Origin of the sequence: Hydrogenovibrio sp., from assembly GCF_965140365.1 — a bacterium.
Lineage (GTDB): Bacteria > Pseudomonadota > Gammaproteobacteria > Thiomicrospirales > Thiomicrospiraceae > Hydrogenovibrio.
Genome location: NZ_OZ223196.1, coordinates 244176 through 258218, shown reverse-complemented (window position 1 = coordinate 258218; position 14043 = coordinate 244176). Strand labels below are relative to the sequence as shown.

10 protein-coding genes are annotated in these 14043 nt (G+C 50.5%); 2 read left to right on the top strand and 8 right to left on the bottom strand.

Annotated elements, in window-relative coordinates; translation table 11 throughout:
* Positions 1 to 75: 75 nt before the first annotated feature.
* From AC0KH7_RS01175 to tkt, 3 genes are all read right to left on the bottom strand, one after another.
* Entirely contained in the window at positions 76 to 1257 is a 1182-nt protein-coding gene (locus AC0KH7_RS01175; RefSeq protein WP_472369963.1) for a phosphoglycerate kinase, read from the bottom strand.
* Between the two features lie 162 nt (positions 1258 to 1419).
* Positions 1420 to 2421, bottom strand: a complete 1002-nt coding sequence (gap, locus tag AC0KH7_RS01170) for a type I glyceraldehyde-3-phosphate dehydrogenase (RefSeq protein ID WP_472369961.1) — start codon at positions 2419 to 2421, stop codon at positions 1420 to 1422.
* Positions 2422 to 2491: 70 nt separating this feature from the next.
* Positions 2492 to 4480, bottom strand: a complete 1989-nt coding sequence (tkt, locus tag AC0KH7_RS01165; RefSeq protein ID WP_472369959.1) for a transketolase — start codon at positions 4478 to 4480, stop codon at positions 2492 to 2494.
* Positions 4481 to 4851: 371 nt separating this feature from the next.
* Between tkt and AC0KH7_RS01160 the strand changes: the two genes are divergently transcribed.
* Positions 4852 to 5292: a rhodanese-like domain-containing protein gene (locus AC0KH7_RS01160; RefSeq protein WP_051673534.1), complete on the top strand. Its 441-nt coding sequence runs from the start codon at positions 4852 to 4854 to the stop codon at positions 5290 to 5292.
* Positions 5293 to 5318: 26 nt separating this feature from the next.
* On the opposite strand, the gene AC0KH7_RS01155 is transcribed toward AC0KH7_RS01160, so the two are convergent.
* Both AC0KH7_RS01155 and AC0KH7_RS01150 read right to left on the bottom strand, forming a co-directional pair.
* Positions 5319 to 8492, bottom strand: a complete 3174-nt coding sequence (locus tag AC0KH7_RS01155) for an efflux RND transporter permease subunit (RefSeq protein WP_472369957.1) — start codon at positions 8490 to 8492, stop codon at positions 5319 to 5321.
* A complete protein-coding gene (locus AC0KH7_RS01150) occupies positions 8493 to 9737 on the bottom strand; it encodes an efflux RND transporter periplasmic adaptor subunit (protein ID WP_472369955.1) in 1245 nt (414 codons plus the stop codon).
* 257 nt (positions 9738 to 9994) lie between these two features.
* Between AC0KH7_RS01150 and AC0KH7_RS01145 the strand changes: the two genes are divergently transcribed.
* Positions 9995 to 10552 (top strand): Tll0287-like domain-containing protein, encoded by a 558-nt coding sequence (locus AC0KH7_RS01145; RefSeq protein ID WP_472369953.1) that lies wholly within the window; start codon positions 9995 to 9997, stop codon positions 10550 to 10552.
* 56 nt (positions 10553 to 10608) lie between these two features.
* On the opposite strand, the gene AC0KH7_RS01140 is transcribed toward AC0KH7_RS01145, so the two are convergent.
* The 3 genes from AC0KH7_RS01140 to AC0KH7_RS01130 form a co-directional block, all read right to left on the bottom strand.
* Positions 10609 to 11511, bottom strand: a complete 903-nt coding sequence (locus AC0KH7_RS01140) for a cation diffusion facilitator family transporter (protein WP_029939532.1) — start codon at positions 11509 to 11511, stop codon at positions 10609 to 10611.
* A gap of 80 nt (positions 11512 to 11591) precedes the next feature.
* Positions 11592 to 12845, bottom strand: coding sequence for a multifunctional CCA addition/repair protein (locus tag AC0KH7_RS01135; protein WP_472369951.1), 1254 nt, complete (start codon positions 12843 to 12845; stop codon positions 11592 to 11594).
* Between the two features lie 87 nt (positions 12846 to 12932).
* A complete protein-coding gene (locus tag AC0KH7_RS01130; RefSeq protein ID WP_472369949.1) occupies positions 12933 to 13904 on the bottom strand; it encodes an NAD(P)H-binding protein in 972 nt (323 codons plus the stop codon).
* Positions 13905 to 14043: the final 139 nt, after the last annotated feature.

The window sequence follows — 14043 nt, the reverse complement described above, 5'->3', positions numbered from 1 at the left end:
GCGTCAATGAATGGTTAAATTAAAATATCAAACATAAAAGGCCAAGCCACTTTGCTTGGCCTAAAGAGTTACGGCTTATTTTTGTGCCGCTTTTTCCAGCATTTCAACAGCCGGTAGTTTTTTGCCTTCCAAGAACTCTAGGAAAGCACCGCCGCCGGTTGAGATATAAGAAACTTTATCGGCGATGTCGTACTTATCAATCGCGGCCAGCGTATCCCCACCACCCGCGATGGAGAAAGCGGACGACTCGGCAATCGCCATGGAAATCGCTTTGGTACCTCCACCAAACTGGTCGAATTCGAAGACGCCCACAGGACCGTTCCAGACAACCGTGCCAGCGTTTTTAATGATGTTCGCCAATTCAGCGGCCGAATCCGGGCCGATATCGAAAATCATGTCGTCATCCGCGACATCCGCAACGGCTTTCGTTTCCGCCGCCGCCGATTCGGAGAATTCTTTACCGCATACAACATCAGACGCTAATGGAATCGCAGCGCCGCGAGCTTCCATGATTTCGTTCAACTTTTTACAGGTTGGTACCAAGTCGCTTTCAGACAACGATTTACCAACATTATAACCAGCCGCTTCGATGAAGGTATTGGCGATACCGCCACCCACAACCAATTGATCCACTTTTTCAGACAGCGACTCAAGCACGGTCAACTTAGTGGAAACTTTGGAGCCACCTACAATCGCGACCATTGGGCGTGCTGGGTTATTCAATGCCTTACCCAACGCGTCCAATTCCGCCGCCAACAAAGGACCGGCACACGCCGTGCCAGCGAAAGCGCCCGCACCATGTGTAGACGCCTGCGCACGGTGCGCCGTACCGAATGCATCCATGACGTAAACGTCACACAAAGCCGCGTATTTTTGAGACAAAGCTTCGTCGTTTTTCTTTTCGCCGACGTTAAAACGAACGTTTTCCAACAAAACCACTTCGCCTTCCGCGATATCAACGCCGCCGTCAAGGTAGTCTTTAACCAAACGCACTTCTTTGCCTAGCTTTGCAGACAAATCGGCTGCAACCGGCGCCAAAGAGAACTCTTCTGCATATTCACCTTCCGTCGGACGCCCCAAGTGAGACATCAACATGACTTTTGCACCGGCTTCCGCCGCCATTTTAATGGTTGGCAAAGATGCACGGATACGCGCATCAGAAGTCACTTTTCCATCCTTAACCGGAACGTTCAAATCTTCACGAATCAATACTCGCTTTCCAGCCAAGTCCAAGTCAGACATTTTAATTACAGACATATTCAGTCCTCTTTCTTAAAGTTTAAAAACACTTTTCACTCGGGAAAAGCGCATTCGATTGTCAAAAATTCATTTTTCTTTTCCGCACTGAATCAATGCCGACAAGAAAAATGAATAAAAGACCGGGTCAGAGAACCCGGCCTTTACCGTCACGAATGACGCTTAGTGCGTTCCTACGTGCTCAACAACGCGCATCATGTTACAGGTATAACCGTACTCGTTGTCATACCATGCAACGACTTTAACGAAAGTAGGATCTAGTGCGATACCTGCTTTAGCGTCAAAGATGGATGGGTGAGAATCACCACGGAAGTCAGTTGAAACATTGGCTTCTTCAGTGTAACCAAGTACACCCGCCATTTCGCCTTCAGACGCTTTCTTCATCGCGGCACAAATGTCGTCATAAGAAGTGTCTTTTTCAAGCTCAACCGTTAGATCAACAACTGACACATCAGACGTTGGTACACGGAAAGCCATCCCCGTCAACTTACCGTTCAACGCTGGCAATACTTTACCGACCGCTTTCGCTGCACCAGTAGAAGAAGGGATGATATTCTCAAGAATACCACGACCACCACGCCAGTCTTTCATAGAAGGACCGTCAACGGTTTTCTGAGTGGCGGTTGCCGCATGAACAGTTGTCATCAGACCACGCTTGATACCGAAGTTGTCGTTCAAGACTTTCGCCACTGGCGCCAAACCATTAGTTGTACAAGAAGCGGCAGAAACGATTGCTTGACCAGCATATTCTTCATGGTTAACACCGTAAACGAACATTGGCGTGTGGTCTTTAGAAGGCGCGGATTGAACCACTTTTTTCGCACCGGCGTCGATATGTGCCTGACAGGACTCTTCAGTTAGGAAGAAACCAGTACATTCGATGACTAGGTCAGCACCTACATCAGACCACGCTAGGTCAGCTGGGTTACGCTCAGCGGTGATGCGGATGGTTTTACCGTTCACAACCAAGTTACCGTCTTTCACTTCAACTGTTCCGTCAAAACGACCGTGAACAGAATCATACTTCAGCATATAAGCTAGGTATTCAGGATCTAAAAGATCGTTAATTGCAACAACTTCAATATTTGCAAAATCTTTTGCTGCTGCGCGGAAAGCCATACGACCGATACGGCCAAAACCGTTAATACCAACTTTAATAGTCATTCTTATTTACTCCTAAAATACGCCAGACCCGACCGGCAAACCAGCCAGGCCTGGTAAAAAATGAAATGGGTTATTTACCAAGAACCTTGTTCGCGGTGGCCACCACCTTCTCAACAGTGAAGCCGAACTCTTTGAACAGCTCACCCGCTGGAGCAGATTCACCGAAGGTTTTCATGCAAACGCAATCACCGTCCAGGCCAACATACTTGTACCAAGACTCCGCCACACCGGCTTCGATCGCAACACGCTTAACGCCTGGAATCAACACGGAATCACGGTAAGCTTGATCCTGCTCGTCAAACGCATCCGTTGACGGCATGGAAACAACACGCACGTTTGCATCCATGGCTTCAGCAGACTCAACCGCCAAACCAACTTCAGAACCGGTCGCAATAAAGATGATGTCTGGTGTACCGTCACAATCTTTCAGTACGTAACCACCTTTTTCGATGTTTTTCACTTGCTCAGCCGTACGCTCCATTGGCGTCAAACCTTGGCGAGAGAAAACCAATGCAGTCGGTGCGTCACCACGCATAACCGCCAGTTTCCAAGCCACAGCCGACTCAATCGCGTCACACGCACGCCATGTTTGGAAGTTTGGAATCACACGCATCGTCGCCATTTGTTCGACCGGTTGGTGTGTTGGGCCATCTTCACCCAAACCGATGGAATCGTGTGTGAAGACATAAATCGTACCGATTTTCATCAAGGCCGACATACGCAAGGCATTACGCATGAACTCCATGAACATGAAGAAAGTAGCGCCGTAAACCTTGAAACCACCGTGCAGAACCATCCCGTTCATCATGTGCGCCATACCAAACTCACGCACCCCCCAAGACAGGTAGTTACCGTTTGGATTCGCATGATTCACTTTCACGGTGCCAGACCAGTTCGTCAAGTTAGACCCGGTCAAGTCAGCGGAGCCGCCGAACATTTCAGGCAAAATCGGTCCCATCGCTTCGATCGCGTTTTGAGACGCTTTACGTGAAGCGATGTTTGGCATCTCGTCTTGCGTTTTAGCGATAAACTTATCCATTTCCATTTCAAAGTTCGCTGGCAATTCACCGGCCATGCGACGTTCAAATTCCGCCGCCAATTCTGGGAATTCAGCACGATACGCTTCAAACTTAGCGTTCCATTCCGCTTCCTCTTTCGCGCCCTGCGCTTTGTGGTCCCAGCCTTCATATACGTTTTCCGGGATCACAAACGGCTCGTGTTCCCAACCTAGGTTTTCACGCGTCAACTTAATTTCTTCGTCACCCAAAGGGGCACCGTGACAGTCGTGCGTACCACACAGGTTTGGCGAACCGAAACCGATTGTCGTACGGGTACAGATCAGCGTTGGTTTGTCGTTAATGGACTTGGCTTCACGGATGGCTTTATCGATCGCATCGGCATCGTGGCCGTCAACGTCACGAATCACGTGCCAGTCGTAAGATTCAAAACGGCCCGCGACATCACGTTCCATCCAGTCAGAAATGTGACCGTCGATGGAAATATCGTTATCATCCCAGAAAGCGACCAGCTTACCAAGACCCAAAGTACCGGCCATGGCCGCCGCTTCATGAGACAAACCTTCCATCAAACAACCGTCACCCATGAAGACATAGGTATAGTGGTTCACGATGTCGTGGTTTTGTTTATTGAATTGCGCCGCCAAAGTGCGTTCGGCAATCGCCATACCCACCGCGTTTGTCAAACCTTGTCCTAGAGGACCGGTCGTGGTTTCGATACCCTCGGCATAACCGTATTCCGGGTGCCCGGCTGTTTTAGCATGCAATTGACGGAACTGCTTAATGTCTTCCATTCCTAGGTCAAACCCAGTCAAATGCAACAATGAATAAATCAGCATGGAACCGTGACCATTCGACAAAACGAAACGATCGCGATCGGCCCAGTTTGCATTGGTCGGGTTGTACTTCATGTGGTCATTCCACAAGACTTCGGCGATATCAGCCATCCCCATCGGCGCGCCTGGGTGACCAGACTTGGCTTTTTGGACGGCATCCATGCTCAACACACGGATCGCATTGGCTAGTTCTCTACGAGTTGACATTGGCAACTTCCCTCAAGTTATAAAAATTCGGTGTCCTTATTCACTTTAAATTTTTGGCCTTTTTGACCCTTTTTGAAAGTGACAAGTGCAAAATTGGACGAACATTTTCTCTCAAAATGACAAAATCATCAAGTTTTCTTATCTTTCAGCGGAGAAATAAGCACTGAAAAAAATTGGTTTTTTTCACTATTTCTTCACGCAAAACCTAATAAAACAACCGTATAGGCGGCTTGGAGTATATGATGCTTTTGATTTGCACCAGGCTGTTTGAAAGTTTTATGAAAGGCGCTCCAACCCAAAATAAATCCCTTAAAATCTATGCTAGAATCAAAATGGCTTGACGTTTTCTCTTTTCAAACAAGGAGTTCGCTATGCCTCTCAGACTGAAAGACCTCGTAAAAACGGCCAAAGCCAATATTAATGAAATCACTTGCGACCAGGTTGAAGACTATCGGGCGCAAGGCTACAAAACCCTCGATGTCCGCGAAGCCGCGGAATACCTTGACGGCACCATCCCCATGTCTCTGCATATTCCCAGAGGTATTCTGGAACCCAAGTGCGATATGTGTTTTGAAGGACATGAATCGGAGTTGTCGGACCTGAACCAGCCCTGGATTATTTTTTGCCAAGCCGGCGGGCGCGGCGCACTGGCCGCTTACACCATGAAACAGATGGGCTATACCAATGTAATCAACCTGGCCGGGGGGTTCAATGCCTGGAAAGCCTTTGACGGGGCGATTGAAACGCCCCCAATTGAAGACGGCTTGATTCGTTGCGACCACCCTTGGAACCCGGGGTTCCAAGGCGAATAACCCACATTTGGCTGAAACAGGACTTTCTAGGCCGTCTCAACGGCGGCCTGCTTTCGAGCCCGCCACCCGTCATGGAAATTTTCATACAGCGACAAGGTCGCCGGAATCACCAACAAAATCAATAAGGTCGAAAACATCAACCCAAAGGCAATGGACGCCGCCATCGGAATTAAAAACTGCGCTTGCAAGGACGTTTCAAACAGCAAGGGGGTCAAACCGGCAATCGTTGTCAGCGAGGTTAGAAACACCGCTCGAACCCGCTGCACCACCGCTTCCTCCAACGCCTGATTAATCGCCATGCCTTCTTCACGAAGCCGCTTGTAGAAACTCACCAAAATAATCGAATCGTTAACCACAATGCCGGACAAACCGAAAAAACCAAACAACGATAAAATCGTCATATCGATGCCCAGCACCCAGTGCCCCATAATCGCACCGATCAAACCGAACGGAATCGCCATCATCACCACCAGTGGCCAGCCATAGGATGCGAATACCCAAGCCAACACTATGTAAATCGTCGCCAACCCGATCAGCAACCCGATTTTCATATCGCCCATGGTTTCGGCCTGATTGGCACTCTGCCCTTCCATCGAATAACTCAATCCGTATTGCGCCACCAATGTTTTCAACGTGGTTTCTTCTAGCTGTGCCAAAATGCGATTGGCGTTATTCACACTTTTATCCACTTCCGCCTTAACCGTAATCGTCAACCGGCCATCCACATGACGCACCGCATCAAAACCTTGCTTGTTTTTCCATTTCGCGACCGAACTCAACGGCACACTTTGCCCGTCCGGCGTCATCACCTGCATGCTCCCCAGCGTCGCCAACTTAGCCTGCTCGCCACGCGGATACTGCACCCGAACCTCTACTTCGTCCTCACCATCGGTAAAAATTTGCGCCAACCGTCCGGAAAAGGCATCCGACAATTGCTGCCCAAGCGAGGCATAGGTAAAGCCCAGTGCCTGCCCTTGCGGCGTCAATTCATAAACCAACTGTTCTCGCCCGTACGGCAAATCGTCTTTCACCCCCGACACGCCGCGAATTTGCGACAACACCTGTTGTAAATCCAGCGATGCTTGTTTCAATACGCTCGGATTCGCGCCCCAAAAGCGAACTTCGATATCGCTTCCCGGCGGACCGTTACGCGGTGCTTCAATGGACAAAACGTCCAGACCTGGGACTTTTCCGGCTTTCTCCTGCCACACCTTGATGAACTCAGGGTTACGGGTTTCACGCTGATCCGACTCCACCAGTTCGATATTAATGCCCCCGAAGTTAGCCCCGGTTTCCCCGTTATTGGTTTCGTTATGATGCACCACTGCTGTTTTAACGATGCCCGGTTCCAAAGCTTGCTCCGTCTCCAGCAACGCCTGATAGAGGTTATCCACATAGCGCGCTGTCACCTCTGGCGGCGTTCCGGCCACAAAACGCACATCCGCCAACAAACGCGTCGATTCCGGCGACGGAAAAAACACAAACGCAATCCGCCCACCGGCCAGCAAACCAATGGCAAAAATCATCAACGCTAAGGTGGAAGCCAAGGTAATGGCACGATGCGACAATACCCAACGCGTTAAGCGCCGGAATTGCACTTCACGAAAATGGTCAATCGCATTATCGAGCCGATAACGGAAAGAACCCTCTTTCGGCGGTTGAATCTTTTTAAAGGCATGGCGTAAATGCCCCGGCAGCACCGCAAAACTTTCCAACAGCGACGCCATAATCACCGCAATAATGACCAGCGGAATCGCAAACAGAATGTTCCCGATTTCGGCTCCAATCAACATCAAAGGCACAAATGCCGCCGCCGTGGTGATGGACGACGCCGTGACCGGCGCCAGCATCCGGTGCGCGCCACCTTCGGCGGCTTGCAGCGCCGGTTCGCCCATTTCATAATGGGCCAGCGCGTCCTCACCGACCACGATGGCGTCATCAACGATAATCCCCAAGGCCATAATCAAAGCGAACAAACTGATCATATTGATGCTACCGCCCAGCAGATACATGATCATCAGCGTCGCCATAAACGAAATCGGAATCCCGACCGCCACCCAGAAGGCCACCCGACCGTTCATAAACAAATACAGAATCAGAATCACCAGAATCAAACCACCCACGCCGTTGTTCAGCAACAACATGATCCGCTCGTTCACCAGTGCCCATATTTCGTCATACACTTTCAACTGAATACCGCTCGGCAACGTCGGTTCGGTTTTCGCCAGCCAGTCTTGCATGATTTTTGACGACTTCAACGTATCACCGGACTCGGCGCGTTGCAGTTTCATTTCTATCGCAGGGTGCCCTTCTACCATAATGATGGGCGCATTCTTTTTCGGGCGACGCTCGATATTGGCGATGTCCCCCAACAGAACATTCTGGGTATCGGACACCACCAGCGGCAAGCGTTCGAAGTCCACTTCACTTCGTCCTTGTTTGATGGCCCGCAAATCGCGCACACTGTCGTCATCGCCCACCGAGCCAGCCGGAAAATCTCGGCTCATGCCCGCTAACTGGCTGGAAATGTCTTGCATGGTCAAGCCATAATTTTCCAAGGCTTGCTGCGGCACTTCCACCGCCATTTCCTCTTCCGGCATCCCAACGTAATCGACCTTATCAATGCCTTGGTCCAGCAACTGACGCTCAAATTGACGTGCCAGGTGACGCAACTCTCTTAAGTCACCGTTATCGCTGATCAACAATAAACGCGCCACCATCTCATATCGGATTACGCGGCTGATCATCGGGGTTTCCGAGTCCTGCGGCAAGTTGCGCAACTCATCCACTTTCTGCTTCACCTGATCGACCGCTTCGATCATATTGGTGCCTTCCTTGAACTTCAGGGTAATCGACGAAATTCCCAAAGCGGACGTGGAGGTCATTTCGTCCAGGTTATCAATATTGCGAATCACCCGCTCAATCGGATCGGTAATCGACGTCTCCACATCCTCGGCATTCGCCCCCGGCCACACCACTCTCACGGTCGCATAATCGAGTTCAAAATTCGGGAAAAACTGAACATTCAGTTTCATTAACGCCACCAAACCCAGCAAAATCATGACAATCATCATCAGGTTGGGCGCCACTTTATGGCGGGCAAAAAGCCCGATAAAGCCGTGCGACTTAAAGCGATTTTTATGCGGGTGATACCCCGAATAATCCTCTGGATGCTCTTCCGGACGGGTAATATGCGACATCTATTCCACCACCAACACTTTCAAACCGTTGATGGCATTCGGCAAATGGGTAATCGCCACCTGAGTGTTATCAGGGAAATCCCCGCGAATCATCGCCCAAACATGGCCATCCACCATGACTTCACCGAGATTTTCAATCGTCATACTTTTCAGCTTATTATCAACAATCGTGTAAATTCGGTCCGCACCATACACAGCTGAATAGGGCACCGCCATCACATTCGGCACAGGCCGACCATAAAGATTCACCTGCCACAAATCACCAGGCCTGGCGGTTTTAACCGTCGTCGGCACGGCAAAAAAAGCGTCCAAACCGCTCGGCGTCGCTTCCCCGGCCAAACGTTTCAGTGGCAATTTATACACCTGCCCGTTCAGCTTTAACTCAGCTTCCAGGGTGACGCCGTCTTCAAGCGCGTCGTAAACTTTGTCCAACTCAAAACCGGGAATTTTGGCCCGCAGTTCGAGCGTATCCAATCCATAGAACGACACCATCGGTGAATTGGCGGCCACACGATCACCTTCCGAGACCGAGACTTTAGCGACCCGCCCGTTATAGGGTGCCACCAGCCGCCCACGTTCACGGTTCACTTCCGCTTGCGCCAAATTCGCCTGCGCCTTTTCCAAGCGCGCTTTCAATTGGGCGACCTTGGCTTTATTTTCCTCAACCGCCAGTTGCGCACCGACCACGGTATATTCTTGTCGCACCAAAGCTTCTTTGGTTTTCTCCACCGTCGATTTGGAGGCCAAGTCCTTTTTAATCAATTCAACGTTACGCTCCACGTCATTCTGTTTAATTTTCAGAACGCGTTTTTCTTTATCCAGGCGCTTACGATTCGCTTCATACAACAGGCCTTGGATACGCAATTCGGCCTCGGTATCGGCCACATCCGCCTTAGCAATCTGATACGGCAATTCGATGTCCGCTTCCGCCAGCGCGACCAGGGAATCGCCTTTCTGAAAAGACTGGCCTTCTTTGACCGGCAGGCTTGCGACAACGCCGGCCACCGGTGCCGCCGCCGTGACCAATGCATTGGACTCGACCGTGCCGAATAGCGAAATCACCGGTGCCAAGCTTTCCGACTGGGCCGTCATGGCCGTCACCGGCCACACCTTTTCCTGAACCTGAACCGGTGGTTGGGCCGGTTTGGTCATTTTCAAAATCGCAAACAGGGCCACCGCCCCCAGCACAATCAGTAACGGCACCACCCCTTTTCGCATTATTCTCAGTTTTTGTAACACCGCCATAGGTTCCTCTTTCATCCTCGGGTCATCACACCCACCACACAGGGCATTCCCGGGTTCTTAAGCAAACAAGAGTCCAGATTATAATGTATCCATTTTAAAATACGTAACCCATGCACCCACAACCACATAAAAAATACTAATCCAAAGCCATTCAAAAAAACGCGCCGTAAAGACTTGCACCCATAACTTATATAAATAGAATTTATCAAGAGATTATTATTATAAATAACCTTATTTTTTATAGGAGAGAGATAGGTATGAAAAAGTCCGTACTCAGCATTGCCTTGCTAACCGGGGTGGCTTTGACCGCTCAGGCCAATCAACCGACCGAAGCGGAAGCACGTAGTTTGGTCAAAGACTACATGAGCCAGTTAAAGCCCGCTTTAATGAAAAGTATGAAGCAAGGTGGCCCGGTCAATTCCATTGAAGTTTGCCACACCAAAGCGCCGGCCATTGCCAAAGAACTGTCTGAAAAAAGCGGCTGGAACATCAATCGTGTCAGCCTGAAGCCACGCGGTGCAACCGCCACACCGGACGCTTGGGAAAAAACCGTTCTGGAACGCTTTGACGCTCAACTGGCCGAAGGAAAACCAATCAAAGGCATGGAAGTTTCCCAAGTTATTATTATGAACGGTGAAAAACAATACCGTTACATGAAAGCTATCCCGACAGCAGCGGTCTGCTTGAACTGCCACGGAACCGATGTTCAACCGGCGGTCAAGAAAGCCATCAGTGAATACTACCCTGACGATCAGGCCGTGGGCTATTCCAAAGGCCAGATTCGCGGTGCCTTCAGTTTCACCAAAGCGCTGTAACAGCGACCTCTAAAACCGGCCAGGCCTGGTCGGTTTTCACTTTCGAACCGCCCCTCTTACGATTTCGATTCCACTTCCCATTGATGATGCCCCGGCTTGTTTCGAAAACTGACCGGCTCCTGATGAATCATCACATCGGCATTCTCGAAACGACGGAGTAAACTTTCCGTCACCTCTTCGGCGATTTGATGCCCCATCCACAATGAAAGATGGTCATCCAGCTCCAAATCCAATTGAATAAACACCGTCGGCCCGGAACGAAAGGTCCGCAAATCATTAAACCCGCGTACCTGAGGGTGATTTAAAACAATCTCCCGAATCTCGTCACGCATGCTATCCGGCAACTCACGATCCAACAATTGGTTGGCCGAGGCCACCGCCAGCTTCACCGCCTGCCAACCAATCCAAGCCCCAATCACCAAGCCCAGCGTCGCATCCACCCAAAACCAAGCGGACAACAACAACCCGACCATCACCGCAAAGTTCGCCCCCAGGTCGGATAAATAATGCAACGAATCCGACTCTATAGCCGAAGAATGCGTTTTACGAATCACATAACGCTGAAACACCACCAAAGCCAAGGTCAACGCCATGGAAAACACCATCACCCAAACCCCCAAGCCAGCCTCGCGCACCGCTTCCGGAAAAAATAACCGATCCAAGGCGTGTAACACCAGATACAAGGCCGACCCGGCAATAAACACACTTTGCGCCAGAGATGCTAGAGGTTCCGCCTTGCCGTGGCCCAGGCGATGCTCATTGTCGGCCGGCATTTGCGCCACATGCACGGCAAATAAAATCATCACCGAAGCCACTACATCGACGGCCGAATCCAGCATGGACGCTAACACACCGACCGAACCGGTTTCCCACCAGGCATAGGCTTTCGTCATCAGCAATACCAACGCCACAAATACCGACACATAAGTCGCATAACGTGTGAGTCTCAACGCACTCAAAACCTTTCCTCATGCCACAAAACCACCAGGCCTGGTGGTTTTTACCCAAAAATTAAAATGATTATCAATTCAAGTTGAACTCAGCTTACCGCATCTTGTGCCGAAATAAAATCTTGAATTAAGTGGTGTCTTTCCGCTTCAATCGCCCGGCCAATGTCCGCGCCTTGCACGCCGGTCGCCAGTATCGCTTGATTATCCACTTGGCCAGCGGCTTGCGCCAACGCCAACCAAAACGCTTTTTGTGGGTATGGCTGCTGCTCAAACCCCAAACGCCCTTTGGCATCGGCTTCGCAAGCCGTCAAAAATTGTTCAAAGGTCACCAAATCTTTCAAGGCTCCGCAAGCGGTCAAGGCTTTCAAATAGGTTTTTGGTTTCAAGGCCGGGTGACCGTCTCTGTTCAGGCCTTTATGAATCAAACCATGGAATTCGGTCACTTTTTCCGCGAACTGCTGCTGCTTTTTCGGCACACGATACCGTTCACAAAAAGCTTTCACCAACGGCACGCCAGCTTGTTCATGGCCGTGGTGTTTCGGCCAAAGCGCCGGCGGCGTCACGCCTTTGCCCAAGTCGTGTAGTAAGGCCCCGAGACGGACTGACAAATCGTCCGACAGCCGGGCCGAAGCATCCAATACCATCAAGGTATGAATCCACACATCGCCTTCCGGATGGTACTTCTCCGGCTGGGTGACGCCGTGCAAGGCGTTTAATTCCGGGAACAAAACCGCGGCGGCTTCAACGCTGTCCAACGTTTCGAAAAACACACTCGGCGTGTCGGTGTTTAAGGCTTTGACCACTTCCTGCCAGACCCGTTCAGGCGTCAAGGCCGACAATTCCCCCGACGCCGTCATACGCTGCATCAGCCCAGCCGTTTCCGGCGCGAGCTTAAAACCGAAAGGCGCCAATTTGGCGGCAAAACGCGCCACACGCAACACGCGTAGCGGGTCTTCTTCAAAGGCATCCGATACATGACGCAACACCTTATTCTGTAAATCTTTCCGCCCGCCATAAGGGTCGATAATGCTACCGTCCGACTCCTGAGCCATCGCATTAATGGTTAAATCCCGTCGAATTAAATCCTCTTCCAAAGTCACCGCCGGATCGTACGACATTTCGAAGCCATGATAACCTTGGCCGACTTTGCGTTCCATACGCGCCAGAGCATATTCTTCTTTAGTTTTGGGATGCAGAAAGACAGGGAAATCCTTACCGACCTGATCGAAGCCTTGTGCCAGCATTTCCGCAGGCGTGGCACCCACCACGACCCAATCATGGTCATAAACCGGAATACCGAGCAAAGCGTCTCGTACCGCACCGCCGACAAGATAGGTTTTCATAGCGTTCTCACAACTTTCATTCATGCGCACATCATAAAACAAAAAAGCCGTCAAATGACGGCTTTTCTTGAAAGGGTTAAGAGCGTGCTATACCAGTTCGTCGGCGTCTCGACCGGCTTCCTGACGATAGAAATGATAGCGTTCACGCAAGTTGCTCGGCGCGATATAAGGCGCCAACGTATGCTCGACACTGGTCGGCATAAAGCCGAAACGACTTTCAAAATCGTTATCGGATACCAAATCGGCTTGCATCAATTTCAACTGAACCTTAGACACGGAACGGAACGGCGCCAAAGGCCCTAATGTACTCATAAAACGGGCATTCAACGAACACATCGGCAAGACAATGGCGTCGTCCTTCATCATCATATCGCGCACCAAACCGGCCAAATCCTTCAGAGACATACGCTCTTCCCCAACCAATTCGATTTTCGCGCCGAACGCGGTCTTATCATGAATGCTCATGACCAGCGCTTTAGCAAAATCCTTAACCGACAACGGCTGTACCGCTCGCCCGGCATTCGCCACCGGCAATACCGGCAGCCATTCCAATTGCGCTTTGAAACGGCTGGAAACTTCGTCCCCGTCCCCCAGCAACAAACCGGCACGTAAAATGGTCACCTTGGCCGATGCGATGGTGTGCATAATCGAATCGGCTTCACCCAATTTATACAACCAGTCATGACGGGCATTGCTCGCATCCGCGCCAATTTGGGAAAGCGACAGCACGCGCTTCACGCCGGCCGACTCAACCGCTTTTTTAATTTGCTGATTCACCTGAACCAACTCCTTGTCGGCCACCGCTTCGGTTTGAGTCGTCATATCCGCCGTCAAATTCACCACGACATCGACCCCTTTCATAGCGGCTTTCAAGCCCTCGGTTTGCAACAGGCTGTCCAGTTGAACCAAACGGGTGTTTGGAAAAAGCAAAAACTCACGGAAACGTTCCGGACGACGCACTACGACGGAAACCTCATAGCCGTTTTTTGATAATTCGTTCACAACGGAGCGCCCGACAAAACCGGTTCCGCCCAGTACAACTACTTTATTGCCCGTCATAACCTTTCCCATTTTTAAATTGATCGGAAGTGAAAACAGCCGGTAAGAATAAAGAAATTCCCCTCAGAGGTCAAGAATTTAACTCAGGCATCTCTGTTTGATTAAATCAGAGATACCCTAGGAATCCGGCTCGCTTTAA

What these genes read in the sequence shown, in the direction of transcription:
- AC0KH7_RS01175 (WP_472369963.1), bottom strand. Translation starts at nt 1,257, where the DNA reads ATGTCTGTAATTAAAATGTCTGACTTGGACTTGGCTGGAAAGCGAGTA.
- gap (WP_472369961.1), bottom strand. Translation starts at nt 2,421, where the DNA reads ATGACTATTAAAGTTGGTATTAACGGTTTTGGCCGTATCGGTCGTATG.
- tkt (WP_472369959.1), bottom strand. Translation starts at nt 4,480, where the DNA reads ATGTCAACTCGTAGAGAACTAGCCAATGCGATCCGTGTGTTGAGCATG.
- AC0KH7_RS01160 (WP_051673534.1), top strand. Translation starts at nt 4,852, where the DNA reads ATGCCTCTCAGACTGAAAGACCTCGTAAAAACGGCCAAAGCCAATATT.
- AC0KH7_RS01155 (WP_472369957.1), bottom strand. Translation starts at nt 8,492, where the DNA reads ATGTCGCATATTACCCGTCCGGAAGAGCATCCAGAGGATTATTCGGGG.
- AC0KH7_RS01150 (WP_472369955.1), bottom strand. Translation starts at nt 9,737, where the DNA reads ATGGCGGTGTTACAAAAACTGAGAATAATGCGAAAAGGGGTGGTGCCG.
- AC0KH7_RS01145 (WP_472369953.1), top strand. Translation starts at nt 9,995, where the DNA reads ATGAAAAAGTCCGTACTCAGCATTGCCTTGCTAACCGGGGTGGCTTTG.
- AC0KH7_RS01135 (WP_472369951.1), bottom strand. Translation starts at nt 12,845, where the DNA reads ATGAAAACCTATCTTGTCGGCGGTGCGGTACGAGACGCTTTGCTCGGT.
- AC0KH7_RS01130 (WP_472369949.1), bottom strand. Translation starts at nt 13,904, where the DNA reads ATGACGGGCAATAAAGTAGTTGTACTGGGCGGAACCGGTTTTGTCGGG.